Raw genomic sequence first — 26,009 nt, 5'->3', positions numbered from 1 at the left:
TCGGTGACGCTGTACCTGGGCGTCGGAAGGAGGCAGCGCGTGGTCGAGCTGGAAAGCGTGCCGGAACTCGTCGATCCGGTGCTCGTGGCCGCCTTTGAGGGGTGGAACGACGCCGGGGAGGCCGCCAGCGGGGTGATCGCGCACCTGGAGTCCACCTGGGAAGCGGTGCCCATCGCCGAGCTCGACCCCGACGACTACTACGACTTCCAGGTCACCCGCCCGATCGTGGAGATGACCGAGGGCGAGACCCGCGGCATCACCTGGCCGACCACCCGCGTGTCCTGGGCGCGCCTCCCGAACGGCAAGGACGTCGTCCTGCTGCACGGGATCGAGCCGAACATGCGGTGGCGGTCGTTCTGCCGCGAGCTGATCGGGCTGATGCTGGAGCTGGAGATCCGCAACGTGGTGCTGCTCGGCGCGCTGCTCGCCGACTCCCCGCACACCCGGCCGGTGCCGGTGACGGGGGCCGCGTCCGAGGCGGGGCTCGTCAGCACGCTGCACCTGGAACCGGCCCGCTACGAGGGGCCGACCGGCATCCTCGGGGTGCTGCAGGAGGCCTGCGCGAAGGCCGACCTCGACACGGTGTCGCTGTGGGCGGCGGTCCCCCACTACGTCGCCCAGCCCCCGTCCCCGAAGGCGACCCTCGCGCTGCTGCGCCGCGTCGAGGACCTCCTCGACGTGACCGTCCCGCTCGGTGAGCTGCCCGAGGAGGCCCGCGCCTGGGAGCACGGCGTCAACGAGCTCGCCGAGGAGGACTCCGAGGTCGCCGAGTACGTCCGGACGCTGGAGGAGCAGAAGGACGCCACCGAGCTGCCCGAGGCGAGCGGCGACGCCATCGCCCGCGAGTTCGAACGCTACCTGCGGCGCAGGGATCCCGGCCGGGGCTAGCCTCCGGGGGTTACACTCGATCGTGTTCCGATCCCGGTGATGGCCCGCGCACGCCGCCAAGTGCGCTCACCATGATCATTCGTTCTCCGGAGGGCGGTGGCGCCCGGGACCGGTGAGCCGCCCGCCCGGGGGCCCGGCGATCCGGGTCCGCCCGCCGCGTGAGCTGCGCCGCCAGCGCCGCCGCCGCGCCCACTCCTGCTGGGACCATCTCGTCGCCGCTCCTCTCTGGCCGCTGCACGGCGCCAACCTCGGGACGCTCCTGCGCACCTGCGACGCCGTCGGCGCGTGCATGGCGGTCCCCCGGTTCCCGTGGGTGCCGGACGCGCTCGCGCGCGGCGACACGCTCCGACGCCCCGCCTGCGTCCACTGGGTGAACGACCCGCTCGGCTGGCTGGAACGCCAGCGCGACGCCGGGTCGCGGGTCGTCGGGGTGGAGCTGGCCGACGAGGCGGTCCGGCTCGCGGACCTGCCGCCGGCGCGGGCGCGTACGGTCGCGGTGCTCGGTCACGAGCGCTCCGGCATTCCCGGTGAGGCGCTCGACCTGCTCGACCTCGCCGTGGAGATCCCTATGGTGGGGGGCGGCAGCAGCCTGAACGTGGCCGTCGCCGGCTCGCTGGTGCTGTACAAGCTGGCGGGCCTGCTGTGACGGCGGCCACGCCGACGACCGGACGGAAGGGGGTCCCCGTTGCCGGAGACCCAGCCGCTGCGCCCCCACGACCCGGCCCGCCTCGGCCGCTACGAGCTGCTCGGCAGGCTCGGCTCCGGGGCGCAGGGCACGGTGTACCTGGGGGCCGGCGCGGACGGCGAGCACGTCGCGGTCAAGCTTCTGCGGGTCCAGTTCGACGACGACGACACGGCGCGGGCCCGGTTCGTCCGCGAGGCCCGGGTCGCCAAGCAGGTCGCCCGGTTCTGCACCGCCCAGTTCCTGGACGCCGAGGTCGCCGGGGACAGCCCCTACCTGGTCAGCGAGTACGTTCCCGGTGAGGCGCTGAACCGTCACATCGCGCGGGACGGGCCGATGACCGGCGGCGCACTGGACCGGCTCGCGGTCAGCACCGCCAGCGCCCTGACCGCCATCCACCGCGCCGGCGTCGTGCACCGCGACCTCAAGCCGCACAACGTCCTGCTCGGGCCGGACGGCCCCCGGGTGATCGACTTCGGGCTGTCGCGGGTGCTGGACGCGGCCAGCGCGGTCACCAGCACCGCCGTCGGCACCCCCGCCTACATGGCGCCCGAGCAGGTGTCCGGGCGGGACGCCGGCGCCGCCTGCGACGTGTTCGCCTGGGGTTCGACGATGACGTTCGCGGCGACGGGGCGGCCCCCGTTCGGGTCCGACTCGATCCCGGCGGTCATGTACCGGGTGCTGCACCACGAGCCCGACCTCGGGGACCTGGACGGTGAGCTGCGCGAACTGGTCGCGGCGGCGCTGGACAAGGATCCCGCGCGGCGGCCCACCGCGGCGCAGCTGCTGCTGCGGCTCGTCGGCCACGAGGACGCGTTCGAGGTGCCCGCCGCCCTGCCCGCCGCCGTCCCCCCCGGGGCGGGCCCGGCGCCGGAGCCCGCCGGCGGGGACGGGCCGGCGTCCGGTACGGAGACGCTGCCGCCCGATTCGACCGACCCCGCCCCCGGCCGCGGCGGCCGCCCGGGGCGGCGCAGGCCGGGACGGGCGGCCCTCGCGGCCGTCGCCGCCGGCGCCGTCGCGGCGCTCGCCGGGGCCGGCGGGTACGCGCTGCTGGACCGGCCGGGCGGCGGCCCGTCCGGGGGCGGCACCGGGGTCGGCGGGCAGGTCACCGCGCCGCCGGCCACGGACGTCCGGCCGTCCGGGCCGTCGACCTCCGGGCCGGCGCCCGCCCGCCCCAGAAGATCACCGTCGTCGGCGGTCCCGGCGGCTCCCGGACCGGGCGAGGGCACCCGCCCCGGCGGCGGGGACGACGGCGGTCCCCCGCCCTCCAGCGACCCGCCGCCCACCCCGGTCGTGCTCGGCCCCCCCGACCCGGCCCGCTACTGCGGCGCCCGCGGCCGGGACGCCGCGTTCCGCTCCGGCGACTGGTACTGCGTGCCGCGCGGCGGCGACATCGGCGTCGACACCCACATCACGATGACGCAGGTGTGCGCGTCGCAGTACCGGCCGGACGCCGAGGCGCGCCTCGGCGGCGACGCCGGAACCCCGTCCGACTGGGACTGCTACGTCCTGAGATGACCCGACCGGGCCGGTGCGCGGCCGGTCAGAGCGCGACGCCGAGGAGGGCGTCGGCTATGGCCCTGACCTGGGCCGGGGCCTTCTCGTCGGCGCCGGCGCCGGAGGCCCACGCGTCGATGGCCTCCAGGGCGGCGGGGGTGTCCAGGTCGCCGGCCAGGTGGTCGCGGACGGCGGCGGCCACCGGCGCCGCGGGCGGGCCCGACGCGCGGGACACGGCGGCGCGCCAGCGGCCCAGGCGTGCCTGCGCCTCGTCCAGCCCGCGCGGCGTCCACTCCCAGTCGGCGCGGTAGTGGTGGGCGAGCAGCGCCAGCCGGATCGCCATCGGGTCGGTGCCGTCCCGCAGCAGCTTCGACACGAACACCAGGTTGCCGCGCGACTTGGACATCTTCTCGCCGTCCAGGCCGACCATGCCCGCGTGGACGTAGGCGCGGGCGTGCGGGCGCTCCCCGGTGGCGACCTGGGCGTGGGAGGCGCCCATCTCGTGGTGCGGGAACGCCAGGTCCGAGCCGCCGCCCTCGACGTCGAACGCCATGCCGAGGTACTCGATGGAGATCGCCGAGCACTCCACGTGCCAGCCGGGGCGGCCCTCGCCGAACGGCGAGTCCCAGCCGGGCTCGCCGGGACGCCTGGCCATCCACAGCAGGGCGTCGAGGGGGTCGTGCTTGCCCGCGCGGTCCGGGTCGCCGCCGCGCTCGGCGAACAGCGGCGCCATCTCCTCGCGGGTCAGCCGGCTGACCTGCCCGAACGCGGGGTCGGCCGCGACCGGGAAGTAGACGTCGCCGCCCACCTCGTAGGCGGCGTCGCGGCCGCGCAGCTTCTCGATCATCTCGATGACCAGCGGGATCGCCTCGACCGCGCCGATGTACTGGTCGGGCGGCAGGATCCGCAGCGCGGCCATGTCGTCGCGGAACAGCTGGATCTCCCGGTCGGCCAGGTCCCGCCAGTCCTCCCCCGTCTCCCGGGCGCGTTCCAGAAGCGGGTCGTCGACGTCGGTGGCGTTCTGCACGTAGTGCACCCGGTGGCCGGAGTCGCGCCACACGCGGTTGACGAGGTCGAACGCCAGGTAGGTGTTGGCGTGCCCGAGGTGGGTCGCGTCGTAGGGGGTGATCCCGCACACGTACATCCGGGCGGTGCCGCCGGCGCCGTCCGGGCCCGCGGGACGCGTCGTCCCCGTCCCCGTGTCGTGCAGGCTCAGCGGCCGTATCGCGGCGGGCAGCCCCGCGTCGGGGAGGCTGGGGACATCGGAGGCGGGCCACGATCGCATACGGAAAGCTTATCCATGCCCAGCTAGCGGGGTTACGCCGAGATCATGGGCGAGTGTCCCGGACCGTCCCGAGTACCTCCGCCGGCCGCGGCGGGGGCGGCTCAGGCGACGCGGACGCGGGGGTCCAGGAACGAGTAGCCGATGTCCACGAGCAGGTTCGCGACGATCACGCACAGCGTCACCAGCAGCGTCACCCCGATGATCACGGGGGTGTCGCCGGCGGCGATGGACCGGTGCACGAGCTGCCCCACGCCCTGCAGCCCGAACACCTTCTCGGTGACGATCGTGGAGCCGATCAGCGCGCCGAGATCGATGCCGAACTGGGTGAGGACCGGCGTCAGCGCCGGCCGCAGCCCGTGGCGGCCGACGACCCGGCGCTCCGGCAGGCCCTTGGCCCGCGCCGTGCGCACGTAGTCCTCGCCGAGGACGTCCAGCATCGCCCCGCGGGTGAGGCGCGCGTAGGCGGCGAGCATCAGCAACGCCAGCGCCGTCCACGGCAGGATCATCCGGCGCAGGAAGTGCTCCTGCAGCGGCGGGCCCGCCTCGAAGAAGCCGATCCCGCTCTCGCCGAGCCGGGTCGCGAACAGGTACAGCAGCGCCAGCGCCATCACGAACGGCGGCGTGGAAAGGCCCGCCAGCACGAACGCCGTCACGGCCCGGTCCCACAGGCTCCGCGCCCGCGCCGCGCTGAGCACGCCGAGCGCGACGCCGCCCGCGAACCACAGGAGCCCCGCGCCGGCGACCAGCCACAGCGTCGTGGGGAGCCGGTCGGCGATCAGCGTCGTCACCGGCGTCCCGTTGATGTAGGAGTCGCCGAGGTCGCCGTGCAGGAGCCGCTCGATGAAGCTCCAGTACTGGACGAGGATGGGCCGGTCCAGGCCGAGGTTGGCGCGGATCTGGTTCAGGGTCTCGGTGGTGGCGCGGGGCCCGCCGATGACCCGCTCGACCGGGACGGGCGAGGCGTGCAGGAACACGAACACCAGCGTCGCCACCAGCCACAGCACGATGACCGCGTGCAGGAGGCGGCGGGCGGCGAAACGCGCCATCGCGGCTCACCTCCCCCCGGCGGCGCGGTCGCCGCGCGGGTCGAGGGCGTCGCGGACACCGTCGGCGAGCAGGTTGAACGACAGCGTGGTCGCCAGCAGCAGGACGCCGGGGACGGCCAGCAGCCACCACGCCGTCTGGAACACGTCGCCGCCCTCGCCGAGCATCGACCCCCAGCTCGGCATCGGCGGCCGCACCCCGGCGCCGAGGAACGACAGCGTCGCCTCGAACACGATCGCCGCCGGCACCAGCAGCGCGGTCAGCACGGTGATCTGCGCGGTCAGGTTCGGCAGGATCTCCACGATCATGATCCGCGCGTCGGAGGCGCCGAGCAGGCGGGCCGCCTCGACGAACTCGCGCCGCCGCAGCGCCAGCACCTGGCCGCGGATGACGCGGGCGAACGCCGCGGCGGAGAAGAATGCGATCACCAGGATCGTCGTGGCGAGGCCGGCGCCGACCGAGGCGGGCTGGAACGTGGTCGACAGCAGGATCGCCACCAGCAGGTAGGGCAGCGCGAGCGTGGCGTCGACCAGCCGGGACAGCAGCGTGTCCACCGCGCCGCCGGCGAACCCCGCGAGGGTCCCGGCGAGGGTCCCGGCGACCGAGGCCAGCAGCGCCGCCGACACCCCGACGGCCAGGGAGATCCGCGCGCCGTAGGCGGCGCGGACCAGGACGTCGCGGCCGAGCTGGTCGGCGCCGAGCGGGAACTCGCCGCCGGGCCCGCGCGGCTGCCCGTTGACGTCCAGGCCCGTCCGGGGGAACGTCGCGTCGTAGGGGTGGCCGGTCAGGTGCTCCCACAGCGGCGCGAGCGCCGCGAACGCCACGATCAGCAGCAGGACGGCGATGGACGCGGCGGCGGCCCCGTCGCGCCTGAACCGGTCCCAGGCGAGCCGGGACGGGCTGCGGACCCGCACCCGCTCCGACCCGGTGCCGCGGCCGGCCCGCGGCCGCGCGGCCCCGCTCCCGTTCGCCCCGTCCTTGTTCACCCCGTCCGGGCCGGACGGGCCGGGTGTGCCCGGCGTGTCCGGCGTGCCGTCGCCCGGTTCCCGGTGTGCCGGCTCCCGCGCAGCGGGCTCGGCGTAGCCGCTCATCTCTCCGCCTCCGGGAGCCCCGGTCCGGTGGCGACCCCGGTTCCCCGTCCGCCGTCCCCGATCTCCGCGGGCGGCCCCGCGACCCCGTGAAGATCGCTGTGAGTGGCCAACGTAGCACCGGCGGTCACGGCCTCGCCGCCGCGATGCCGAAACGGCCATAAGTCGCCGGGCCGGCTTTTACAGGGCGCGGGTCCAGGCGTCCGCGTCGCCCGGGGCGGCGGAGAAGTCGTAGCGGACGCCGGTGCCGGTGAGCGCGACGAGGGTGACGGAGGTGGTGCCCCAGACCCGGCCGTCGCCGAGGTCGAGCAGGGGCAGCAGGGCCCGGTGGTCGGCGCGGGGCAGGCCGTCGCCGTTCACCAGCGCCAGCCACGGCCCCCACGCCCGCTCCACGGGCTCGTCCCGGCCGGGCTCGGGACGCGGCGCGGCGGCCAGGCGCGGCCGGAAGTGGGCGAGCCGCGCCGACATGTAGGCGTCCTCGGTCTCGCCCTCCAGCTGGCCCTCGCCCTCCAGCCCGCTGTTGACGATCATGTGCAGGCCGGGGCCGAGGTCGCGTTCGGTGAGGGCGGTGCCGTCCCAGCTCCACAGCCGTACCCGGCCGGGTTCGGCGCCGACGAGGTGGAACGGGTCGAGGGCGGTCAGGTCCGGGCGGCCGAGTTTGCCGTCGGCGGCCACCCGCAGCGGCAGCCCGCCGCGTGACACGCGTCCCTCCTCGGGCGCCATCCGGCCGCGCCCGTTCAGCACCAGCGCGGCCCGGGGCGCGTCCGGGTCCACGGCGAACCAGGTGCCGCCGGCGCGCAGGTCGCGCCCGCCGACGAGTCCGGGGTGGTCCGGCCAGTGCCGCCCGGGCGGCTCCCACTCGCGGGCGACGAACTCGTCCCGCACGCCGACCAGCAGGACGGGAACCGGGGAGGCGGGATCGACACTGATGATCGCCGTGCACATGCCCCAATTGGAGCATCTGCCCCGAATCGCCAGAACCCCGGGGGGCCTGTGGCGATGCCCACTTGAAACAGGAGTGAACACTGTTTCTTGAAGCGAAACACGGCCGGGCGGCTGTGGAGACGGGTATGCCGGCCTGCGGCTCCGCACGCCTCTGCCCGCCGGGCTCACGCCGGGCGGATCGGTCCTGGTGGAGGACGAGGCCCAGCTCGCGCTGGTGCACGCCGGGCCGGCTACAGCGGCGGCCAGGGGATCGCGGGCCAGTCCTCGGGCGGATACGGGTGGATCCGGTGCTTCAGCATCAGCTCCACCCGGCGGCGCGTGGCCTCCACCTCGTCGGAGGTGAGGAGCTCGGTCAGGCGGGCGCCGAGGGGGCCGCCGCGCAGGCCCTCGTCCACCCGGCCGAGGGCCTCCAGCGCCTCGGTGGTCAGCGGCTTGCCGCGCCACTGCCACAGGACGGTGCGGAGCTTGTAGTCGGCGGAGAAGCAGACGCCGTGGTCGCAGCCGTAGACGCGGCCGTCGCCGGGCGGCAGCAGGTGGCCGATCTTGCGGTCGGCGTTGTTGACGACGGCGTCGAACACCGCCATGCGGCGGATCGCGTCGTCGTCGGAGCGGGACAGGGCGACGAGGTCGATGTCGGGGTCGGGCTCGACCCACAGCTGCACCATGCCGGGCCCGTACGGGCCGTCGCGGTGCACGGTGGGCGGGACGGTCCCCCAGCCCATGGCCTTGGAGACCTCGTAGGCGGCGACCTCCCGCTCGGCGAGGGTGCCGTCGGGGAAGTCCCACAGCGGGCGCTCTCCGGCCACGGGCTTGTAGACGCAGCCGGCGGTGAGGCCGTCGTGGTCGACGGAGCAGTACAGGGTGGCGTTGGACGCCTGGACGAGCCTGCCCTCCACGCTGAGCCGCCCCGCCGACAGCAGCCGCTCGGCGCCGTCGACGTCGCGGGGGGAGACCCGGCGTCCGGGCTCGCCGCGGCCGGCGTCGTCGGCGGGCGCCCGGTCCCGGGAGGACTGCGTCATGCGATCATTCTCCCGGCCGCGCCGTCCATGATCCAGCACGGTGAATCCTTTTCATCCGCCGCGGGCCGAGCGCACGGCACTGCGGAGACAGCCGGGAGAAAAGGATTCAAGGGCGCCATCTCAGCCGAGGTATCCGTTCTGGCGGGGGCACACGTGCCCCTCGGTGTCGAGGGGCAGGCCGCACAGCGGGCAGGGCGGGCGCCCGGCGGCGACGACCTTCAGGGCCCGCTCGGCGAACGCGCGGGCCTGCGCGGCGCTGATCCGCACCCGCAGCACCGCGATCGCCGGGTCCTCCTCGCCGACCTCGGCGTCCTCCTCGGCCTCGGTGACCTCCTGCGCCTCGATGACGACCTGCTCGTCGTCCGGATCCCAGGCCAGCGCCATCGTGCCGACCTTGAACTCCTCCTCCACCGGCTGGTCGAGGGGGCCGTCGTCCTGGAGCTCCGACGGCGTGGCCGCCGGTACGGGGGCGTCCCCGCCGCTGCGCCGCAGAACCTCGTCCAGCAGCTCCTCCAGCCGTTCGGCCAGCAGCGTCACCTGGAACTTCTCCAGGCCGACGCTGGTGACGCGGCGGCCGGAGCGGGCCTGCAGGTAGAAGGCTCGGTCGCCTGGCCGCCCGACGGCGCCGGCGACGAAACGCTCCGGCGGGTCGTAGGAGATGACGGGCATGACAACGACCCTACGCGCCGCCGCCGACGGGCGCGTCCCCCGGCCCGAGTCCGTCTTTCCCGGAACCTTCCTCCGGCGGCTTGGGAACGAGGTCGGCCACTTCGCCGCCGGTGTCGTTGACGCGGACGACGAACGGGCGCGTTTCGGTGTACCGGATGACGGTGAGCGACGCGGGGTCGGCCTGGATCCGCTGGAACTGGTCGAGGTGGAGGCCGAGCGCGTCGGCGACGACGGCCTTGATGATGTCGCCGTGGCTGCACACCGCGTAGAGGGCGTCCGGGCCGTGCGCGGCGGCGATCCGCTCGTTCCAGTCGCGGACGGCGGAGACGGCGCGGTGCTGCGCGCCGGCGAGGGACTCGCCGGCCTCGCCGGGGAACCGGACGGCGCTCGGGTGTGTCTGCACGACCCGCCAGAGCGGTTCCTCCGCGAGTTCCTTGAGGGGACGGCCCGTCCAGTCGCCGTAGCGGACCTCGCCGAACCGCTCGTCCGTCTCGATCTTCTCGATCGGGCCGTCGTGCACTTCGGCGATCGCCTCGGCGGTCTCGGCGCAGCGTTCCAGGGGGCTGGTGACGACCGCGGCGAGCGGGAGGGACGCCAGGCGGCCGGCGAGACGGGCGACCTGCGCGCGGCCCCGGTCGTCGAGCCGGACCCCGGGCGTCCATCCGGCGAGCACGGGTCCGGTCATCGCGGTCAGGCCATGCCTTACCAGCAGGAGGGTGGTCACATCGGCCACTCTAGGAGATGTCCGGCAGCAGGGCGGCGGGCGCCCCCGAACCGCGGATGCGGGAGAATGCGTTCTGTGATCGTGGACAAGGCCATCTACTCCGGCGGGACGCGCCGCGACATCGACGGCGACATCAGCGACGCCTTCGACCTCGCCCGCCAGGACGGCGAGTGCTTCCTCTGGATCGGCATGTTCGAGCCCGACGAGGCGGAGTTCGATCTGGTCAGGGACGAGCTGGAACTGCACCCGCTCGCCGCCGAGGACGCCGTGTCCGCACACCAGCGGCCCAAGCTGGAACGCTACGACGACACGCTGTTCATCGTGCTGAAGACGCTGACCTACATCGACGCGACCTCCGACATCGAGGTCGGCGAGATCATGCTGTTCCTCGGCCGGGACTTCGCCGTCACCGTCCGGCACGGCGCCGGCAACCCGCTCGGCCCCGCCCGCAGGCGGCTGGAGGAGGCGCCCGAGCTGCTCAAGCACGGCGCCGCCGCCGTCCTGTACGCGGTGTGCGACGAGGTCGTCGACCGCTACGGTCTCGTCGCCCACGAGGTCGAGGTCGACATCATCGGGCTGGAGCGCGCCGTGTTCGACCCGGGCGCGCGGGACGTCACCGCCGACATCTACTCCCTCAAGCGGGAGGTGCTGGAGTTCCGCGGCGCCGAGGACCCCCTCGTCCCGGTGATGCAGGAGATCGTGAAGGGCCGGGTCCCCGAGTGCGGCTCCACCCGCGAGTACTTCCGCGACATCCTGGACCACCTGCTGCGCGTGGACGAGCAGGTCGACGCGCACAACGAACTGCTCAACAGCGTGCTGACCGCGCACCTCGCGCTGCTCGGCAAGCGGCAGAACGAGGACATGCGCAAGATCTCGGCGTGGGCGGCGATCATCGCGGTGCCGACCGCGATCGCCGGGATCTACGGCATGAACTTCGACCACATGCCCGAACTGCACTGGACGTTCGGATACCCGCTGGCCCTCGCGGTGATGGCCGCCATCTGCACGGTGCTGTTCCGCAAACTCCGCAGGAGCGGCTGGCTCTAGCCGCGCGGGGACGCCGGGGCGGCTAGCAGGACCGCCCACAGGTGCGACTCGGCACCCTTCGACTCCAGGCGGCGCCGCAGCCGCTCCACGCCGCCGCGGGTCGGCAGCGCCAGCCAGAGCAGCAGCGGATAGCCGACGACGAACCCGGCGACGAACACCAGCTCGCTCTGCCCCACCATCGCCAGCGGCAGGCCCAGCAGGATCACGCCCTCGGCGAGCGCGAACCTCAGCAGCACCGCCTGCCGGAACATCATGAGCGCCATCCGGGCCGCCGTCGCGGGATCGGACCCCACGGGCATCGGGCGCGGCGCGCGCGGCCCGGCCAGCAGCGCGGCCAGCGCCGCGGCCACCAGCGGGACGTAGATCCACGGCGGGGTCTCCCCCTCGCCCTGCACGATCGCCGGCGTGATCGCCAGGATGAGGACGGGGGCGGCCAGCAGCACCAGCATCATCATGCGCATCCGGCCGAGCTCGGTACGGCCGCGCAGGGAGGCGAAATAGCCGGGGTCGTCGCCGGGCCCCGCGCCGAACGCCGGTGACAGGTCCGGTCCGCCGTCGCCGTCCGGCGTCTTCGGCGAGTACATCGAGAACGGTGGTGGCGCCATGGCCGGCAACTTTAGCCGGGCGGCGCCCCCCGGCAATAGACCTCACCAGGATCTTTGCGCCGGCCGGGGACCCGGGCGGGGCCCCGCTCGCTTCCCGCGCGACTCGTCCGGACCGCTACATTGACCGCCTATGAAGGAGCGTCACCTCGGGCGGAGCGGGCTGCTGGTGTCCCGGCTGGGCCTCGGCACCATGACCTGGGGGCACGACACCGACCCGGACGAGGCCGCGGCGCAGCTCGCCGCGTTCTTGGACGCCGGGGGCACGCTGGTGGACACCGCCGACGTCTACAACGACGGCGACAGCGAGCGGATCCTCGGCCACCTGCTGCGCGAGGCGGTCGACCGGGACGGGCTCGTCATCGCGACCAAGGCCGCGATCCGGCCGAACGGACGCTATGACGGCTCCCGCAGGCATCTGCTCCGCGCCCTGGACGCCTCCCTGGACCGGATGGACCTCGACCACGTCGACCTGTGGCAGCTGCACGTGTACGACCCCGCCACGCCGCTGGAGGAGACGCTGTCGGCGCTGGACGAGGCGGTCGCGTCCGGGCGGGCCCGCTACGTCGGGGTGTCCAACTACGCGGGCTGGCAGGTGTCGAAGGCCGCCGCCTGGCAGCGGGCGTGGCCGGGCCGCGCCCCGGTGGTGTCGGCTCAGCTGGAGTACTCGCTGCTGCGCCGCGACATCGAGCGGGAGGTCGTGCCCGCCGTGCTGGACGCCGGTGCGGGGCTGCTGCCGTGGTCGCCGCTCGGCCGGGGGGTGCTCACCGGCAAGTACCGCACCGGCATCCCCGCCGGGTCGCGCGCCGCCGCGCCGCACTTCGCCGAGTTCGTCCAGCCCTACCTCGACGAGGAGTGCGCCCGGATCGTGGAGTCGGTGGTGACCGCCGCCGAGGGCCTCGGCCGCTCCCCGCTCGCCGTGGCGCTCGCGTGGGTCCGCGACCGGGACGGGGTCGCCGCGCCGATCGTCGGCGCCCGGACCGCCGCGCAGCTCGCCGCCATACTGGACAGTGAGGACCTGACGCTCCCGGGCGAGATCCGCGGCGCGCTGGACGACGTCTCCGACACCTCGTCCGGCGCGTGACACGCTCGGGACGGTCCACCGCCAACCGTGATCAGCCGCGACGGGAAGCCCGTGACCGACACCCCTGACCCCACCCCCGCCGAGCGGGCGGCGCGCGCCGCGGAGGCCATGCGCGCCGCCGAGGCCGCCGCCGGAGCCCTGGACGGCCGGCGCGACGACGAACGCGGCGGCGAGCCCCCGCCGGCCGCGCCCGCCGCATCGGGCGCGCCCGCCGAGCCGGGCACGGCCGCGCGGGAGGGCCCGCGGGCCCTCACCGAGCTGTTCTCCGCGACCGGCGTCCCCGCGCCGCTCGCGTCCCGCGCCGCCGCCCGGCTCGGCCCGGACGCCGCCGCGCGGCTGCGCGCCGACCCCTGGCGGCTGCTGAGCGTCCCGGGCGTCCGGCCCCGGCAGGCCGACCACTTCGCCCGCGCCGTCCTCGGGCGGGACGCGGCGCCCGGCGACACCCGGCGCGGGCGCGCCCTCGTCCTTCACATGCTCACCGAGGCCGCGCGGGAAGGCCACACGGTCACGCCCGCTGCCGACGTGGTGTCCGCGCTGGAGCGGGCGCAGGTCCCCGACCCGCGGGGCGCCGTCGAGGCCGCGCTGGACGACGCGGAGGTGCTCGCACTCACCGAGGAGCCCGAGTTCGGCGGGGAGTCGTTCGACGAGGACGCCGAGCCGCCGGAACCGGAGGAGACGCTCGGCCCGGCGCGGTGGGCGCTCGCCGAGGAGGCGGCGGCCGAGGGGTTCCAGCGGCTGTCGCTCACGGCCGTGCCGCTGCTGGACGACGCGGCCGTCAAGGGGCTGCGCGACGGCCTGCCCGAGGACCGCTCCCTCGCGCTCACCGCCGCGCTCCGCACCGGCGTGAGCATCCTGCGCGGGGCCCCGGACGACCTCGCGCGCACGGCCCTCGCCATCGCCGTCGCGGCCGCGGGCCAGGGCGTGCGGACCGCCGTGGCGGCACCGACCGACCGCGCCGCCGCCGGCCTGCCCGGCGACACCGGGGACTTCGCCGTCACGAGCGTGCACCGGCTGCTGGAGCCGCGCGGCGACCCGGCGGCCGCGCCGGGGGCCGTCGTGTACGGGCGCGGCGAACCGCGCCCCTTCGACCTCGACCTGATCATCGTCGTGGACGCCGCGGCGCTCGACGTCGAACTGTGCGCGGTGCTGGCCGAGGCGTGCCCCGACGGCGCCCACCTCGTGCTGTGCGCCGAGCCGGGCGCTCCGCCGCCCGCCGGGCCCGGCCGGCCCCTGGACGACCTGGAGGCGTCCGAGACCGTCCCCGTCGTCGCGCTGGACGCCGCGCCCCCGTCCGGCCCGCTCGGGGAGCTGATCCGGGCGGTGCGCGGCGGCGACCTGGCCGCCGTGGACGCGCCCGGGCACGAGGTGGTGATCGTGCCCGCCGCGAGCCCCGGGGAGGCGGTGCACCGGACCGTCCAGCTCGTCACCGACTCGATCCCCCGCGCGCTCGGGATCGCGGTCGAGGACGTCCAGGTCGTCGCGCCGGCCGCGGGCGGCGAGGCGGGCACCGGCGCCCTCAACGCGGCGCTCAAGGAGCGGCTGAACCCCGGGCCCGGCAGGTTCGGCGGGATGGACCCCGGCGACCGGGTGGTCGTCGCCGCTCCGCTCCCCCACGCCGCGCTCGGCGAGACCGGCGTGGTGACCGGCGGCGGCCCGCACGGGCTGGACGTCGAGTTCCCCGGCGGCGCGTCCGTCGTCGCCCCCGCGGACGCGTCCCGGCTGCGGCACGGCTGGGCGGTGACGGTCGCGCAGGCGCGCGGGACGCGGCGTCCCGCGGTGGTGGCGGTCATGTCCCCCGGGGGCCTGTCGCGGCCGCTGGTGGCCACCGCGTTCGGGCTGGCGCGCCGGCACCTGTCGGTCGTGCAGGCGGCCGGCCCGGAGCTGGCCAGGGCGGTCCGCGAGAACGGCACGCCGGCACGGCGCACCAGGCTCGCGAAACTGGTGATCCACTGAGGCCATGACGAGGTAAAGAAACACCCGTGTCGCGGTTTACGGACCGGCCCGTATGGGACACGATGTCAACAGGGTCAACAACGGCATCGGTGCGGGTGGAGGAACGACATGCCCCAGCGGCTCAGGCGGGTCGGTACGGCTTCGGCGGCGGTCTCGGCGGGCGCGCTCGTCCTCCTCCTGTCCGCCCCGGCGGCCGAGGCCGCGCCCGCCGAGGTCTGCAAGAAGGGCGTCGACCCGGAGACCACGATCGAGGACTGGAAGTGCAACCTCGGCAACATCCGCGAGGCGCTCACCCCGAAGACCCCGACGCCCACGCCGAAGCCCACCCAGTCCAAGACCGTCCAGAAGAAGACCACCCCGAGCAAGAGCTCGGGGAACAGGACGTCCACGGCGCCCGCCAAGAAGACGCGCAAGCCGTCCTCTGCGCCGGGCGGCGGCGCGGCCGCCCCGCCCGCCACGATGACCGACTCCCAGGGCCTGCGGCCGTACACGGACAAGCCGCCGTCCACCGCGCCCGGACTCCCCGGCGTCCTGCCCACCCCCGAGATCGCCGCGGACCCGAACGCCTACCGGAACCTACCGGCGGGGACCGTCGCCATGCCGCAGACGCGCCTGGTCTCGCCCGTCGCGGCCTCCCAGCCCGACGACAGCCGCCACCTGCTCCTGGTCGCCGCGGCCGCGGGCGCCGCCGGCGCGGCAGGCGCCCTGAACCTCAGCGTCGCCGGCCGCACCCTCCGCCGCCGCGGTGTTCGGTGACGCGCGACCTCCCGTCCGCGCGGCCTCAGCCGACACCGCAACCCCGCGACGACCTCGGCCGCCGCGATCGCGTCCGAAGGCAGGTTTCGAGCCTGCGAGAAACCTGATCGCGCAGCGAGCCGCAAGGCGAGCCGGAGCGATGCAGCGATCGCACCGCAGTCCCCGCCGAAGGAGGGCCCCCAGGGCCCGACGCCAAGGGGACTGCCGTCAATACGCGCCTATGGCGTGGAGGCCGCCGTCCACGTGGACGATCTCGCCGGTGGTCGCGGGGAACCAGTCCGACAGGAGTGCCGCGCACGCCCGCGCGGTCGGCTCGCTGTCCTTGATGTCCCAGCCGAGCGGCGCCGCCTTCGGCCACATCTCCGTCATGCCCTCGAACCCGGGGATGCTCTTGGCCGCCATCGTGGCGAGCGGCCCGGCGGCGACGAGGTTCACGCGGATGCCCTGCGGGCCGAGGTACTTGGCCAGGTAGCGGGAGCACGACTCCAGGCCGGCCTTGGCCACGCCCATCCAGTCGTACACCGGCCACGCCTTGGTGGCGTCGAAGTCCAGGCCGACGACCGAGCCGCCGTCCTTCATCAGCGGCAGGCACGCCATCGTCAGCGACTTCAGCGAGTACGCCGAGGAGTGCACGGCGGTCGCCACGTCCTCCCACGGCGTCTCCAGGAAGTTGCCGCCGAGCGCGGTCTGCGGCGCGAACCCGATCGCGTGGACGACGCCGTCCAGGTGGTCGAAGCCGTTGTCGCGCAGGTTCCCGGCCAGCGCGTCCAGCTGCTCGGTGTTGGTCACGTCCAGCTCGATCACCGGCGGAGGCGAGTCGGGACCGGACGGGAGCCGCTTGGCGGTCCGGGCGGTGAGCGTCGGGCGCGGGTAGGCGGTCAGCACCACCTCGGCGCCCTGCTCCTGCGCGACGCGCGCGACGTGGAAGCCGATGGAGGCGTCGGTGAGGACGCCGGTGACCAGGATGCGCTTTCCTTCGAGGATTCCCATGACCGTCAGTGCCCCATTCCCAGGCCGCCGTCGACCGGGATCACGGCCCCGGTGATGTAGGCGGCGTCCTCGCTCGCCACGAACCGCACGGCCTTGGCGACCTCCTCCGGCTGCGCGGTGCGCCCCAGCGGGATCGCCGAGGTGATCGCCTTCTGCTGGTCCTCGGTCAGCGCCGCCGTCATGTCGGTGTCGACGAACCCGGGCGACACCACGTTCACCGTGATGCCCCGCGAGCCGAGCTCGCGGGCGAGGGACCGCGCGAACCCGACCAGGCCCGCCTTGGACGCGGCGTAGTTCGCCTGCCCCGGCGACCCCATCAGCCCCACGACCGAGGAGATCAGCACGATGCGGCCCTTGCGCTTGCGCATCATGCCCTTCACGCCGCGCTTGGCGACGCGGAACGCGCCGGTCAGGTTGGTGTCGATCACCGACGTGAACGACTCCTCGCTCATGATCGCCAGGAGGGTGTCCTTGGTGACGCCGGCGTTGGCGACGACCACCTCGACCGGGCCCTGCTCCGCCTCGACCTTGCCGAAGGCGGCGTCGACGTCCTCCGCGCTCGTCACGTCGCACCGCACGCCGAACAGCCCCTCGGGGGGCTCACCGGACCGGTAGGTGACGGCGACCGCGTCGCCCGCGGCGGCGAGCTCACGGGCGATCGCGAGACCGATGCCCCGGTTACCCCCGGTGACGAGGACAGAGCGACTCATCACGACCCTCTCGTTGGCTGCTTGTGGCCCACCGCGTCGCACGGTGATGACAGCCCACGACCCTAGCGGCCTTCCGGCGGCCTGCGGATGTGCCGAACCGACAAGATCCGCTCACCCCGGTTTGTTCGGGCGCCCTCCCGGGCGCGGCGGGTAGGTTCCCAAGGGTGCATGACATCGATCCCGCCTTCACCGCGCTGCCGGCTCGCGCGCTGGCCGACGCGGCCCTGTCCCGCGCCCGGGCGCTGGGCGCCGAGCACGCCGACTTCCGCCTGGAGCGCATCCGCAGCCAGACGCTCCGCCTGTACGACGCCGCGCTGGAGACCGCCCTGGACGCCGACGACGTCGGCCTGTCGGTCCGCGTCGTCAAGGACGGCACCTGGGGCTTCGCCGCCGGCATCGACCTGACGCCCGAGGGCGCCGCCCGCGTCGCCGCCCGGGCCGTGGACGTCGCCGCGGTCGCCAGGGCGGTCAACCGCGAACCCATCGAGCTGGCCCCCGAACCGGTGCACGGCGAGCGCACCTGGATCTCGGCGTACGAGATCGACCCGTTCGACGTGCCGACCGCCGACAAGGTGGCGCTGCTGTCCGGCTGGAGCCGCCGGCTGCTCGGCGACGACCGCGTCGACCACGTGGACGCGACGCTGCTGCAGGTGAAGGAGAACAAGTTCTTCGCCGACCTCGCCGGGACCGTCACCACCCAGCAGCGCGTCAGGCTGCACCCGGTGGTGAACGCCGTGGGCGTCAGGGACGGCCTGTTCGACACGATGCGGACGCTCGCGCCTCCGGCCGGGTACGGGTGGGAGTGGCTGTCCGGGGAGCACTGGGACTGGGACGGCGAGCTGGCCCGCATCCCCGAGCTGCTCGCCGAGAAGCTCGCCGCGCCGTCGGTCGACGCGGGCGTGTACGACGTCGTCGTCGACCCGTCGAACCTGTGGCTGACGATCCACGAGTCGATCGGGCACGCCACCGAACTCGACCGGGCGCTCGGCTACGAGGCCGCCTACGCGGGCACGTCGTTCGCCACCCCCGACAAGCTCGGGAACCTCCAGTACGGCTCCAAGGTCATGAACATCACCGGGGACCGCACCGCCGAGCACGGCCTGGCCACGATCGGCTACGACGACGAGGGCGTGGAGACGCAGTCGTTCGACATCGTCTCCGGCGGGCTGTTCACCGGCTACCAGACCGACCGCCGCATCGCCCGCCTCACCGGCGCCGGCCGCTCCAACGGCTGCGCGTTCGCCGACGCCGCGTCCAGCATGCCGATCCAGCGGATGGCGAACGTCTCGCTGAAGCCCGCCGAGGACGGCCCGTCCACCGACGAGCTGATCTCCGGCGTCGACCGCGGCATCTACATCGCCGGCGACAAGAGCTGGTCGATCGACATGCAGCGCCACAACTTCCAGTTCACCGGGCAGCGGTTCTACCGGATCGAGAACGGGCGGCTCGCCGGGCAGCTCCGCGACGTCGCCTACCAGGCCACCACGACCGACTTCTGGAACTCCATGGAGGCCGTCGGCGGGCCGCAGACGTACGTGCTCGGCGGCGCGTTCAACTGCGGCAAGGGCCAGCCGGGACAGGTCGCGCCGGTCAGCCACGGCTGCCCGTCCGCGCTGTTCCGCGGCGTCAACATCCTCAACGCCCTGGAGGAGGCCGGACAGTGACCACGATCAGGCCGCAGGAGGCCGTCGAGCGGGCGCTGGCGCTGTCCCGCTCCGACGACTGCATCGTCATCGCCGACGAGTCGAGCACCGCGAACCTGCGGTGGGCGGGCAACACGCTCACCACCAACGGCGTGACCCGCTCCAACCGCCTCACGGTCATCGCGCTGCGCGACACCGCCGACGGCGTCGCGGCGGGCGTCGTGTCGCGGTCGGCCGTCGCCGCCGGCGGCATCGAGGAGCTGGTGCGCGCCGCCGAGGCCGACGCCGCCGGCAACGAGGACGCCGAGGACGCCGCCCCGCTGATCACCGGGGCGCCGTCCGCGGCCGGGTGGGACGACGACCCCGCCGAGACCGGCATCGGCGTGTTCGAGGAGTTCGCGCCCGCGCTCGGCGAGGCGTTCGCCGCCGCGCAGGCCGGCGACCGGCGCCTGTACGGGTTCGCCAACCAAATGTTGACCTCGACGTTCCTCGGCACCTCGGCGGGGCTGCGGCTGCGTCACGACCAGCCGACCGGGCTGCTGGAGCTGAACGCCAAGGGCGCCGGCGGCTCGGCGTGGGCGGGCACCGGCACCCGCGACTTCACCGACGTCGACGTCGCCGCGCTGACCGGCGACCTCGCCGGGCGGCTGGAGTGGGGCGAGCGGCGCGTGGACCTGCCCGCCGGCCGGTACGAGACGATCCTGCCGCCGTCCGCCGTCGCCGACCTGATGATCTACCTGTACTGGTCGGCGGGCGCCCAGGACGCCCAGGACGGCCGGACGGTGTTCAGCGCCCCCGGCGGCGGCACCCGGGTCGGCGAGAAGCTCGCGAGCCTGCCCGTCACGCTGTCCAGCGACCCGGCCGCGGCGGGCCTGGAGTGCGCCCCGTTCGTCGTCGCGCACGCCTCCAGCCGCGAGTCGTCGGTGTTCGACAACGGCCTGGCGCTCGGGGCCACCGACTGGATCAGCCGCGGCACCCTCACCTCGCTCACCCAGACACGGCACTCGGCGGAGCGCACCGGGCTGCCGCTCACCCCGCCGGTCGACAACCTGGCGATGACCGGGCCGGACGGCGGCGCGTCCCTGGAGGAGATGGTCGCCCGCACCGAACGCGGGCTGCTGCTGACGTGCCTGTGGTACATCCGCGAGGTCGACCCGCAGAGCCTCCTGCTGACCGGCCTCACTCGCGACGGCGTCTACCTCGTCGAGGGCGGCGAGGTCGTGGGCGCGGTGAACAACTTCAGGTTCAACGAAAGCCCCGTCGACCTGCTGTCGCGCCTCACCGAGGTCGGCGAGACGGGCCCGACGCTGCCGCGCGAGTGGTCCGACTACTTCACCCGCGCCGCCATGCCGCCGCTGCGCGTCCCCGACTTCCACATGTCGACGGTGAGCCGGGCGACCTGAGCGCTCGCCACGGCCGGCGGCGGGGGACGGGCCGCCGAACCGACACCCGGCATCGGCGGCTCACCGCAACGGAGCCGCCGCCTCCGGCCGTGACGTGCCGCGTGCTCGAAGCCGCCGCCGCTCAGGCGTCTTCCAGGCGGAAGCCGACCTTCATGGTGACCTGGATGTGGGCGACCTCACCGTCCTCGATCTGGCCGCGGACCTCGGTCACCTCGAACCAGTCCAGGTGGCGCAGGGTCTGCGAGGCGCGCCTGACGCCGTTGCGGATCGCGGTCTCGACCGACTCCGGCGAGGTTCCCACGATCTCCGTCACCCGGTACGTGCGATCGGTCATCTCGTTCCCTCCGAATGTCTTGACCCGTACTGGTGTCGCCAGCCGGACTCCTTGGGCTTACCGTGGAATGGTGAAGGTCAATCACCATCGGGAGCCGGACGTCTACACGGTCACCGACGCTCCCCGTCCGATGTCCGAGGACATCGGGTACCGGCAGCGGCGGTACCTGGTGTCGATGGGCGTCCGGACGGCGTGCTTCGTGGGCGCGATACTGGCCGCGGTGGCCGGCGCGCCGGCGTGGGCGGTGCTCGTTCTGGTGGCCGGGGCGCTGCTCCTGCCCTACGTCGCGGTGATCTTCGCCAACGGCGGGCGCGAGCCCACGGCCTCGGCGACCTTCGAAGACCCCGGGAAGCCGGAACAGAAGCCGGTTTCCGGACAGCGACCGGAAATCGGGTCGTGACATTCTCTTGACTAACCGCGGGGGGTTTCGGTGTACGATTTGTACCGGCGCTCTGGTCCCCCGTCGGAGCGCCCGTGCCGGTGTTCCGGGCCCCCGTCGGAACACCGATGATGCGGCGCCGGGTGGATTGCCCCCGTATCCACCCGGCGCCGCTTTTCATATCCGGGGTCCTGCGATGGCACTTCCCAGGGCCGCCGATGACCCTCCCGCGACCCGCCCTTGACGGCCGGTCCCGGTCCCAAGCACATCCGGGCGAAAAGGCAAGCCCCGGCGGTGGCCTGCTCCGGCCATGACCCGAAATCCCGCCGAACCGAACCTTCCGCCCGCGAATCCGTGTGCAGCGCGGCGTTTCCGGCCGGGCACCGTCCGTCAGAACGACCTGGACGCGGACCGATCCATTCCGGGGCGCGCTGCGTACCTCTGAGCGGCGATAGCACCATCCCCGCGCCCGAGGGGAGGTCCCGTGGACCCAGGATTCCGGCTGGACGACCGCTACCGGATGGAGCGCCGCGTCTCGCGGCGCGGCGCGGCCCAGGTGTGGCGCGCACACGACGAACTGCTCGCCCGGCGCGTCGCCGTGACCCTCGTCGGCGTCCGGCGATCGCGGCGCGACCTGCGGCGGCGGCTCCGGGACGCCGCCCGCGCCGCGGCGGCGCTCACCCATCCCAACATCGTGACCACCTACGACTACGGCGAGGCGGAGGGCCCCGGCGATGACGCGCTGACGTACGTGGTGACGGAGTTCCTCAGCGGCGAGTCCCTCGCGGCGCGCCTCGCGCGGGGCCTGCCCGCCGCTCATGAGGCCGTCAGCGTGTGCGCGCAGCTCGCCGACGCACTGTCGGCCGTCCACGCCTGCGGGATCGTCCACGGCGATCTGAGGCCCGGGCAGGTGTTCCTGACCGAGGACGGGGTGAAGCTCCTCGGCCTCGGCGTCACCGGCGCGACCGGCGGGCCCGGAGAGGAGGCCGGCCGGGCCGGGGACGTGCTGGCGCTCGGCCGGATCCTCACCGAGTGCCTGACCGGCGACCCGGAATCCGGACCGCGGTCCGAGACGGCGGCCGACGTGCCCGCCCCGGCCGCGCCGGCAGGCCCGGCCGACGTGGAGCCGCCGGCGGAGCTGGCGGAGCGCTGCCGGGCCGCCGAACCCGGCGACCGTCCCCCGGCCGCCGACGTGGCCCGGGCGCCGGCCTCCCACGCCGCGCGGACGGCCGTCCCGCCCGGCGAGGGCGCCGGCGGCCGGGGCGCGGCGCGGGGCGTGTCCCGGTGGTGCGGGCTGGGACGCACGCGGCGGGCGATGCTGATCGGCGGCGCGGGCGCGGCGGTGCTGGCGGTGGTCCTGACCCCGCTCGCGGTGATCTCGGTGTCGCTGCGGGACGCGCCGCGCGGGGTCGCGCCGCCGCCGCTGCCGAGCCGGCCGGCGGCGGCGCCCCCGGCGGGCTCCACGCCCGGCCCGGACGGCCGCTCACCGGCGCCGTCCGGCCCGGCGGCTCCCGCGGACCCGCCGGGCCTGGCGGCCCCTGCGGCCGGCACACGGGAGGCGGCGGTGAGCACGCTCGCCCGGATGCGGCGCGCCATCGACGTGGGGATGGCGGAGGGCGAGGTCGGGCCGCGGTTCGGCAGCGACCTCGCCACCCAGGTCACCACGCTGATGAACGAGGTGGACGGCGGAGCGCCGGTGGATCTCGGCCGCCGGGTGGCGCGGCTGCGGGCGGAGCTCGGCGGACGCGGCCCGCACGACGTCTCACCGGAACGCGCTGCGGGGCTCTCCGCGCTGCTCGCCGAGGTTCCCGTCCAGTCCTGACCCGCCGAACCACTTGACGGAAGACGCCGATGAGACGAACATCACACCTGGCCCGGCTGAGACACATCGTCCATGTGTCTCATCGGGCGGCTTTCACCATGCGGTGCGCCATGCCCCGGCGCCCCCGCCCGGGAAACGGAGATCGGCGATGAACGGACACGACGACGTGCCCGAGTGGGCACCCCGGAACCTGTCGGAGACCGGAGATCCCGACGCCCCCTACACCTTCCTGGGCGCCTCCCACCCGGGCGGCGCGCCCTCCGGCCGGGCGGACGGCGGCGCGGGCGGGAGGCCGCCGGGCGGCGGCGCGGGCGGCACGGCGGCGGACCGGCCGTTCAACGCCTTCGAGAAGCCCGCCCGCGCGTCCCGTCCCCCCGGGCCCGCGCACGCCGCCGTCAGGCCGGGCCGCAAGAGACCCCGCGCGCCGAGGAAGTTCGGCGGCATCCTGCTCGGCCCGCTGGCCGGCGCGGTCGGGCTCGTCATGCTGACCGGCATCGGCGCGTACGCGCTCACCGCGTCGGGCGGCGAATGCGCGGACGACGGCGCGCTCACGATCAGCGTGGCGGCGGCGCCGGACGTCGCCCCGGCGGTCATCCGGGCCACGAAACGCTTCAACGACGCCCGCCGGCAGGTCGCCGGCAAGTGCGCCGTCGCGAGCGTGCGGTCCGCCGACCCGGCCGCCGTCGCGACGCTCCTGTCGGGCAAGGGGGTCGCGGGCATCACCGAGAAGCCGGACGTGTGGATCCCCGACTCGTCCCTGTGGACCAAGCTCGTCGGGCAATCCGACCGGGCCGGGGCCACCGCGAACTTCACCCGGCTCGGCGGCATCGCGTCGACTCCGATCGTGCTGGCGATGCCCCGCGGGCTCGCGGCGCAGCTGCGCAACCTCGGGGCGCCCGCGCAGCCGTCGTGGAGGGAGCTGCTGGCGGCGGCGGGCACGGCGGAGAACGCCGAGCAGGGGTCCGCGCCCACCGAAAGCGCGATCCCTCCGCGGCTGTTCCGGCTGCAGATCCCCGACCCCGACCGGACCGCCACCGGCATGGGCACGCTGATGCTGGCCGACGCGCTGCTGTCGGACGACCCGCAGGGCCAGGCGGTGTTCACCGGCGTGGTGCGGACGTTCCGCGAGGGCATCGCGGCATCGGTCAAGGCGGAGTTCGCCGCGTTCGGCCAGGAGACGGGCGAGCGCTATCCCGTGGCGCTGGCGCCCGAGCAGGCGGTGTTCGCGTACAACGCGAAGCGTCCCCCCGAGATCGCCGTCGCCGTGTACCCGGCCGAGGGCACCGTCTTCCTCGACCACCCCGTCACCGTCCTGACCGAGGAGCCGGGGAAGGTCGGCGCGGCCCGGCTGCTGCACGAGGAGCTGGCGAGCGCCGCCACCCGCGAGGACGTGCGCAGGCTGGGCTTCCGGACGCCCGACGGCACCGCGCCCCCGGCGTTCTCCGCGAAGACCGGGCTGGCCGGGCGCGCGCCGAAGGCGCTGCCGCCGACGCCCGCGGCCGAGGTGAAGCGCACCATGCAGCAGTGGGCGCAGCTCTCGCTGAGCATCCGGATGCTGAGCATCATCGACATCTCCGGGTCCATGGACCGCAAGATCGCGCCCGGCGCCACGCGGCTGCAGTCCACGATCCGCACGGCGCAGAACGGGCTGTCGCTGCTGCCGGACGACAGCGAGCTCGGCCAGTGGGTGTTCTCCACCGAGCTGGAGGGCGAGCGGGACTGGCGGGAGCTGGTGAGCGTGGGGCCGCTGGACGAGCGGCTCGGCTCGGCCACCCGGCGCCAGCTCGTGCTGAGCGCGTTCGCGCAGACCAGGGTGAAGGAGGACGGCGGCACGGGGCTGTACGAGACCACCATCGCCGCGTTCGACCACATGAAGCGGACCTACAAGCCGGAGTACGTGAACTCGATCCTGCTGTGGACGGACGGGAAGAACGAGGACAAGGAGGGTCCCTCGCTGCCCGCGACTCTCGACCACATACGCCGCGCGTACGACTCGGAGCGTCCCGTGCAGATCAACATGTTCGGTCTCGGCGAAGGCGTGGACGTCGGCGAGCTCCGGCGGATCGCGCGGCTGACGGGCGGCGACGCGTACGTGGCCGAGACGCCGGGGCAGGTCCAGGCCCTCTTCCTCAAGGCGCTGTCCCAGCGGGTCTGCGAACCCGACTGCTGAGCCCCCGCCCCTCCGGGATCCGCTGGGCGGCCGGACGGAACCCCCTGACTCGTATTTGATTCTAGAACTCGATTCGAGTTAGGTTAGCGTTCTGTTAATTGCGCAGCGAAAGGGGCACAGCGTGCGCCGCACCGTGTTCAACGAGGACCATGAGGCGTTCCGGGAGACGATCCGGGCGTTCATCGAGGCGGAGGTCGCGCCCGTCTACGGCGAGTGGGAGGACGCCGGCCATCCGCCGCGCGACTTCTACAACAAGCTCGGCGGACTCGGCGTGTTCGGCATCCAGGTGCCCGAGGAGTACGGCGGCGCGGGCGAGACGAGCTTCAAGTTCCAGGCGGTGGTCTCCGAGGAGTGCGCCCGCGCCGGGGTGAGCTTCGGCGGCTACGGCGTGCACGTCAACCTCGTCCTGCCCTACCTGCTGAAGTACGGGTCGGAGGAGCAGAAGAAGCGCTGGCTGCCGCCGTTCGTGTCCGGCGACATGATGACCGCCATCGCGATGACCGAGCCCGGCACCGGCTCCGACCTCGCCGGCATGCAGACCACCGCCAAGCGCGACGGCGACCACTACGTCCTCAACGGCGCCAAGACGTTCATCACCGGCGGCGTCCTCGCCGACCGGGTGCTCGTCGTCGCGCGCACGTCCCCGGCCACGCCGGAGAACCGCCGGGCGGGCCTGTCGATCCTGGCGGTGGACACCAGGAGCGAGGGCTACGCGGTCGGCCGCAAGCTGGAGAAGATCGGGCTGCGCAGCTCCGACACCGCCGAACTGTCGTTCACCGACGTCCGCGTCCCCGCCGAGGACCTGCTCGGCGAGGAGGGCCGCGGGTTCGAGTACCTGACGCACAACCTGGCCGAGGAACGGCTCGGCATCGCGACCAGCTCCTACGCGTCCGCGGCCGCGGCCGTGGAGTTCGCCCGCAGGTACGTCCAGGACCGCACCGTCTTCGGCAAGACCGTGTCGTCGTTCCAGAACACCAAGTTCGTCCTCGCCGAGTGCGCCACCGAGGTGGAGGCGGCCCGCTCGCTCGTCGACCGCTGCATCGAGGCCCTCGACGCCGGGGAGCTCACCCCCGCCGACGCCGCCGTGTGCAAGCTGTTCTGCACCGAGGTACAGGCCCGCGTCGTCGACAAGTGCCTGCAGCTGCACGGCGGCTACGGCTACATCCTCGAGTACCCGATCGCGCGCCTGTACGCCGACGCCCGGGTCACCCGCATCTACGGCGGCACCAGCGAGGTGCTCAAGACCATCATCGCCAAGGACATCCAGGTTTGAGA

Annotated in this window: 24 protein-coding genes; 13 read left to right on the top strand and 11 right to left on the bottom strand. The window is 74.4% G+C overall.

Features of this window, described 5'->3' with window-relative positions; translation table 11 throughout:
- The first annotated feature begins 39 nt into the window (after positions 1 to 39).
- From ACTWPP_RS35615 to ACTWPP_RS35605, 3 genes are all read left to right on the top strand, one after another.
- Positions 40 to 888, top strand: a complete 849-nt coding sequence (locus ACTWPP_RS35615) for a PAC2 family protein (RefSeq protein WP_443108807.1) — start codon at positions 40 to 42, stop codon at positions 886 to 888.
- Between the two features lie 112 nt (positions 889 to 1,000).
- Positions 1,001 to 1,534: a TrmH family RNA methyltransferase gene (locus ACTWPP_RS35610; protein WP_443108806.1), complete on the top strand. Its 534-nt coding sequence runs from the start codon at positions 1,001 to 1,003 to the stop codon at positions 1,532 to 1,534.
- A 39-nt stretch (positions 1,535 to 1,573) separates the two neighbouring features.
- A complete protein-coding gene (locus tag ACTWPP_RS35605; protein ID WP_443108805.1) occupies positions 1,574 to 3,088 on the top strand; it encodes a serine/threonine-protein kinase in 1,515 nt (504 codons plus the stop codon).
- A 25-nt stretch (positions 3,089 to 3,113) separates the two neighbouring features.
- Here ACTWPP_RS35605 and mshC read toward each other — a convergent pair whose 3' ends face one another.
- The 7 genes from mshC to ACTWPP_RS35570 form a co-directional block, all read right to left on the bottom strand.
- Positions 3,114 to 4,352 carry a cysteine--1-D-myo-inosityl 2-amino-2-deoxy-alpha-D-glucopyranoside ligase gene (gene mshC, locus ACTWPP_RS35600; RefSeq protein ID WP_443108804.1) on the bottom strand — a complete coding sequence of 413 codons (1,239 nt, stop codon included), beginning with the start codon at positions 4,350 to 4,352 and terminating at the stop codon, positions 3,114 to 3,116.
- Positions 4,353 to 4,453: 101 nt separating this feature from the next.
- Positions 4,454 to 5,398 carry an ABC transporter permease gene (locus ACTWPP_RS35595; RefSeq protein WP_443108803.1) on the bottom strand — a complete coding sequence of 315 codons (945 nt, stop codon included), beginning with the start codon at positions 5,396 to 5,398 and terminating at the stop codon, positions 4,454 to 4,456.
- Positions 5,399 to 5,404: 6 nt separating this feature from the next.
- Complete coding sequence (locus ACTWPP_RS35590; RefSeq protein WP_443108802.1) at positions 5,405 to 6,487, bottom strand: ABC transporter permease; 1,083 nt, start codon at positions 6,485 to 6,487, stop codon at positions 5,405 to 5,407.
- A gap of 177 nt (positions 6,488 to 6,664) precedes the next feature.
- Positions 6,665 to 7,429 carry an NRDE family protein gene (locus tag ACTWPP_RS35585; protein ID WP_443108801.1) on the bottom strand — a complete coding sequence of 255 codons (765 nt, stop codon included), beginning with the start codon at positions 7,427 to 7,429 and terminating at the stop codon, positions 6,665 to 6,667.
- A 230-nt stretch (positions 7,430 to 7,659) separates the two neighbouring features.
- Positions 7,660 to 8,448, bottom strand: coding sequence for an SCO1664 family protein (locus tag ACTWPP_RS35580; protein ID WP_443108800.1), 789 nt, complete (start codon positions 8,446 to 8,448; stop codon positions 7,660 to 7,662).
- 120 nt (positions 8,449 to 8,568) lie between these two features.
- Positions 8,569 to 9,117 (bottom strand): DUF3090 domain-containing protein, encoded by a 549-nt coding sequence (locus ACTWPP_RS35575; protein ID WP_443108799.1) that lies wholly within the window; start codon positions 9,115 to 9,117, stop codon positions 8,569 to 8,571.
- Positions 9,118 to 9,127: 10 nt separating this feature from the next.
- The gene (locus tag ACTWPP_RS35570) at positions 9,128 to 9,841 is read right to left on the bottom strand and encodes a histidine phosphatase family protein (RefSeq protein WP_443108798.1); all 714 of its coding nucleotides are present in this window, start codon (positions 9,839 to 9,841) and stop codon (positions 9,128 to 9,130) included.
- A gap of 66 nt (positions 9,842 to 9,907) precedes the next feature.
- Between ACTWPP_RS35570 and corA the strand changes: the two genes are divergently transcribed.
- Positions 9,908 to 10,888, top strand: coding sequence for a magnesium/cobalt transporter CorA (corA, locus tag ACTWPP_RS35565; protein ID WP_443108797.1), 981 nt, complete (start codon positions 9,908 to 9,910; stop codon positions 10,886 to 10,888).
- Here the strand turns inward: corA and ACTWPP_RS35560 are convergent.
- Positions 10,885 to 11,493: a hypothetical protein gene (locus ACTWPP_RS35560; protein WP_443108796.1), complete on the bottom strand. Its 609-nt coding sequence runs from the start codon at positions 11,491 to 11,493 to the stop codon at positions 10,885 to 10,887. The genes corA and ACTWPP_RS35560 overlap by 4 nt on opposite strands.
- Positions 11,494 to 11,623: 130 nt before the next feature.
- On the opposite strand from ACTWPP_RS35560, the gene ACTWPP_RS35555 reads away from it, so the two are divergent.
- The 3 genes from ACTWPP_RS35555 (at position 11,624) to ACTWPP_RS35545 (ending at position 15,283) form a co-directional block, all read left to right on the top strand.
- Entirely contained in the window at positions 11,624 to 12,574 is a 951-nt protein-coding gene (locus ACTWPP_RS35555) for an aldo/keto reductase (RefSeq protein WP_443108795.1), read from the top strand.
- A 51-nt stretch (positions 12,575 to 12,625) separates the two neighbouring features.
- Positions 12,626 to 14,527, top strand: coding sequence for a helix-hairpin-helix domain-containing protein (locus ACTWPP_RS35550; RefSeq protein ID WP_443108794.1), 1,902 nt, complete (start codon positions 12,626 to 12,628; stop codon positions 14,525 to 14,527).
- Between the two features lie 108 nt (positions 14,528 to 14,635).
- Entirely contained in the window at positions 14,636 to 15,283 is a 648-nt protein-coding gene (locus ACTWPP_RS35545; RefSeq protein ID WP_443108793.1) for a hypothetical protein, read from the top strand.
- A 207-nt stretch (positions 15,284 to 15,490) separates the two neighbouring features.
- On the opposite strand, the gene fabI is transcribed toward ACTWPP_RS35545, so the two are convergent.
- Together fabI and ACTWPP_RS35535 are read right to left on the bottom strand one after the other, a co-directional pair.
- Positions 15,491 to 16,273: an enoyl-ACP reductase FabI gene (fabI, locus tag ACTWPP_RS35540; RefSeq protein ID WP_443108792.1), complete on the bottom strand. Its 783-nt coding sequence runs from the start codon at positions 16,271 to 16,273 to the stop codon at positions 15,491 to 15,493.
- A gap of 5 nt (positions 16,274 to 16,278) precedes the next feature.
- Positions 16,279 to 16,983 (bottom strand): beta-ketoacyl-ACP reductase, encoded by a 705-nt coding sequence (locus ACTWPP_RS35535; RefSeq protein ID WP_443108791.1) that lies wholly within the window; start codon positions 16,981 to 16,983, stop codon positions 16,279 to 16,281.
- Between the two features lie 164 nt (positions 16,984 to 17,147).
- Here ACTWPP_RS35535 and ACTWPP_RS35530 point away from each other — a divergent pair, with 164 nt between their 5' ends.
- Entirely contained in the window at positions 17,148 to 18,647 is a 1,500-nt protein-coding gene (locus tag ACTWPP_RS35530; protein ID WP_443108790.1) for a TldD/PmbA family protein, read from the top strand.
- A gap of 5 nt (positions 18,648 to 18,652) precedes the next feature.
- Positions 18,653 to 20,029 carry a metallopeptidase TldD-related protein gene (locus ACTWPP_RS35525; protein ID WP_443108832.1) on the top strand — a complete coding sequence of 459 codons (1,377 nt, stop codon included), beginning with the start codon at positions 18,653 to 18,655 and terminating at the stop codon, positions 20,027 to 20,029.
- 121 nt (positions 20,030 to 20,150) lie between these two features.
- Here the strand turns inward: ACTWPP_RS35525 and ACTWPP_RS35520 are convergent, their stop codons facing one another.
- The gene (locus tag ACTWPP_RS35520; protein ID WP_358469490.1) at positions 20,151 to 20,363 is read right to left on the bottom strand and encodes a dodecin; all 213 of its coding nucleotides are present in this window, start codon (positions 20,361 to 20,363) and stop codon (positions 20,151 to 20,153) included.
- A 70-nt stretch (positions 20,364 to 20,433) separates the two neighbouring features.
- On the opposite strand from ACTWPP_RS35520, the gene ACTWPP_RS35515 reads away from it, so the two are divergent.
- From ACTWPP_RS35515 to ACTWPP_RS35500, 4 genes are all read left to right on the top strand, one after another.
- Positions 20,434 to 20,763: a DUF3099 domain-containing protein gene (locus tag ACTWPP_RS35515; protein WP_443108789.1), complete on the top strand. Its 330-nt coding sequence runs from the start codon at positions 20,434 to 20,436 to the stop codon at positions 20,761 to 20,763.
- A gap of 463 nt (positions 20,764 to 21,226) precedes the next feature.
- Positions 21,227 to 22,564, top strand: a complete 1,338-nt coding sequence (locus ACTWPP_RS35510) for a protein kinase domain-containing protein (RefSeq protein WP_443108788.1) — start codon at positions 21,227 to 21,229, stop codon at positions 22,562 to 22,564.
- A gap of 148 nt (positions 22,565 to 22,712) precedes the next feature.
- Positions 22,713 to 24,734, top strand: a complete 2,022-nt coding sequence (locus tag ACTWPP_RS35505; RefSeq protein WP_443108787.1) for a substrate-binding domain-containing protein — start codon at positions 22,713 to 22,715, stop codon at positions 24,732 to 24,734.
- Between the two features lie 121 nt (positions 24,735 to 24,855).
- Positions 24,856 to 26,007, top strand: a complete 1,152-nt coding sequence (locus ACTWPP_RS35500) for an acyl-CoA dehydrogenase family protein (RefSeq protein ID WP_443108786.1) — start codon at positions 24,856 to 24,858, stop codon at positions 26,005 to 26,007.
- Positions 26,008 to 26,009 lie beyond the last annotated feature (2 nt).

It is taken from the genome of Actinomadura sp. 3N407, assembly GCF_052245875.1.
GTDB lineage: Bacteria > Actinomycetota > Actinomycetes > Streptosporangiales > Streptosporangiaceae > Spirillospora.
The sequence above is the reverse complement of the archived record's forward strand: the minus strand, read 5'-3'. Positions and strand labels throughout refer to the sequence as shown.

What these genes read in the sequence shown, in the direction of transcription:
- ACTWPP_RS35590 (WP_443108802.1), bottom strand. Translation starts at nt 6,487, where the DNA reads ATGAGCGGCTACGCCGAGCCCGCTGCGCGGGAGCCGGCACACCGGGAA.
- fabI (WP_443108792.1), bottom strand. Translation starts at nt 16,273, where the DNA reads ATGGGAATCCTCGAAGGAAAGCGCATCCTGGTCACCGGCGTCCTCACC.
- ACTWPP_RS35585 (WP_443108801.1), bottom strand. Translation starts at nt 7,429, where the DNA reads ATGTGCACGGCGATCATCAGTGTCGATCCCGCCTCCCCGGTTCCCGTC.
- ACTWPP_RS35535 (WP_443108791.1), bottom strand. Translation starts at nt 16,983, where the DNA reads ATGAGTCGCTCTGTCCTCGTCACCGGGGGTAACCGGGGCATCGGTCTC.
- ACTWPP_RS35580 (WP_443108800.1), bottom strand. Translation starts at nt 8,448, where the DNA reads ATGACGCAGTCCTCCCGGGACCGGGCGCCCGCCGACGACGCCGGCCGC.
- ACTWPP_RS35560 (WP_443108796.1), bottom strand. Translation starts at nt 11,493, where the DNA reads ATGGCGCCACCACCGTTCTCGATGTACTCGCCGAAGACGCCGGACGGC.
- ACTWPP_RS35555 (WP_443108795.1), top strand. Translation starts at nt 11,624, where the DNA reads ATGAAGGAGCGTCACCTCGGGCGGAGCGGGCTGCTGGTGTCCCGGCTG.
- ACTWPP_RS35545 (WP_443108793.1), top strand. Translation starts at nt 14,636, where the DNA reads ATGCCCCAGCGGCTCAGGCGGGTCGGTACGGCTTCGGCGGCGGTCTCG.
- ACTWPP_RS35505 (WP_443108787.1), top strand. Translation starts at nt 22,713, where the DNA reads ATGAACGGACACGACGACGTGCCCGAGTGGGCACCCCGGAACCTGTCG.
- ACTWPP_RS35520 (WP_358469490.1), bottom strand. Translation starts at nt 20,363, where the DNA reads ATGACCGATCGCACGTACCGGGTGACGGAGATCGTGGGAACCTCGCCG.
- mshC (WP_443108804.1), bottom strand. Translation starts at nt 4,352, where the DNA reads ATGCGATCGTGGCCCGCCTCCGATGTCCCCAGCCTCCCCGACGCGGGG.
- corA (WP_443108797.1), top strand. Translation starts at nt 9,908, where the DNA reads ATGCGTTCTGTGATCGTGGACAAGGCCATCTACTCCGGCGGGACGCGC.
- ACTWPP_RS35575 (WP_443108799.1), bottom strand. Translation starts at nt 9,117, where the DNA reads ATGCCCGTCATCTCCTACGACCCGCCGGAGCGTTTCGTCGCCGGCGCC.
- ACTWPP_RS35595 (WP_443108803.1), bottom strand. Translation starts at nt 5,398, where the DNA reads ATGGCGCGTTTCGCCGCCCGCCGCCTCCTGCACGCGGTCATCGTGCTG.